This window comes from Spiroplasma sp. ChiS (assembly GCF_002968355.1).
Lineage (GTDB): Bacteria > Bacillota_I > Bacilli_A > Mycoplasmatales > Mycoplasmataceae > Spiroplasma > Spiroplasma citri.
In genome coordinates this window covers 1-814 of the sequence record NZ_PUUH01000212.1, presented here as the reverse complement: position 1 = coordinate 814, position 814 = coordinate 1, and the positions used below count along the sequence as shown (strand labels likewise).

Below are 814 nucleotides of genomic sequence, written 5' to 3'. Positions count from 1 at the left end.
GTATTAATTGTTATTTTATTTTGATAACCACGAATAGCAAACTCTAAATCACTTAAGTCTTTTTGTTGAAATTGATCACATTCTTCTCGTCAATCAATTACTAATTTATATTTGTTTAAGTCAGAAAAGGCTTTCAATTTTTCTTTCCGACTTGGTGAATGTAAACCTTTACAATATATTTTGCTACCATTTGATAAAGTAAAAGTAAAATTTGATAAATTAATAGTATAAGGAATATTATTTTCATCTAACATATTTCATATATTTTGAAATACACTATCTTTTAAATCTTTACTCCAATACATACTAGCAATTATACAAATTGGTTCTTTAATTAATAAACTAATTTTTAATAATTCACCAAACATTTTAATATTTGAAATAGTCTTACCACTATATCGTGTTCCAATTTGATTAATTTCATTAACTAACTCATATTTCTTAGCAAATGGATATTTATTACCAATACTACTATTTTGTAATAACCAATAAGGAATTTCTAACAAATAAGTAAAATGATTAAGCATTATTATTTTTCCTTATCATCATTTTTAATATCTCTAATATCAGTTTGTAAATTAACAATGATTGGTTGTTGATTATTTAAGTTTAATTCTTGTTCTAATTGTTTTTCTTGTAATGAATATTTATAATTAAATGCTCGTTGTCAATATGTTTTTACTCCATCAGGTGTTTTAACCATTGCTTTAATTAATTCACTTTCAATTTTATCAACTTGTCGTTGTATTAAAGGTATTATCTTTTCGCTCTTGTAAGTTTCATGTCTTCATCTGCTAGAAAGGTTGAGTTTATC

2 protein-coding genes are annotated in these 814 nt (G+C 23.5%); both read right to left on the bottom strand.

The genetic code is table 4. The annotated features are described in order from the left end of the window. Positions 1-527: phage terminase large subunit (locus C6B38_RS05750; protein ID WP_146693333.1), on the bottom strand; the 527-nt coding region annotated here is incomplete at its 3' end. A 2-nt stretch (positions 528-529) separates the two neighbouring features. Continuing rightward, positions 530-814 (bottom strand): hypothetical protein (locus tag C6B38_RS10150; protein WP_162475901.1); only part of this gene is annotated, 285 nt, incomplete at its 5' end.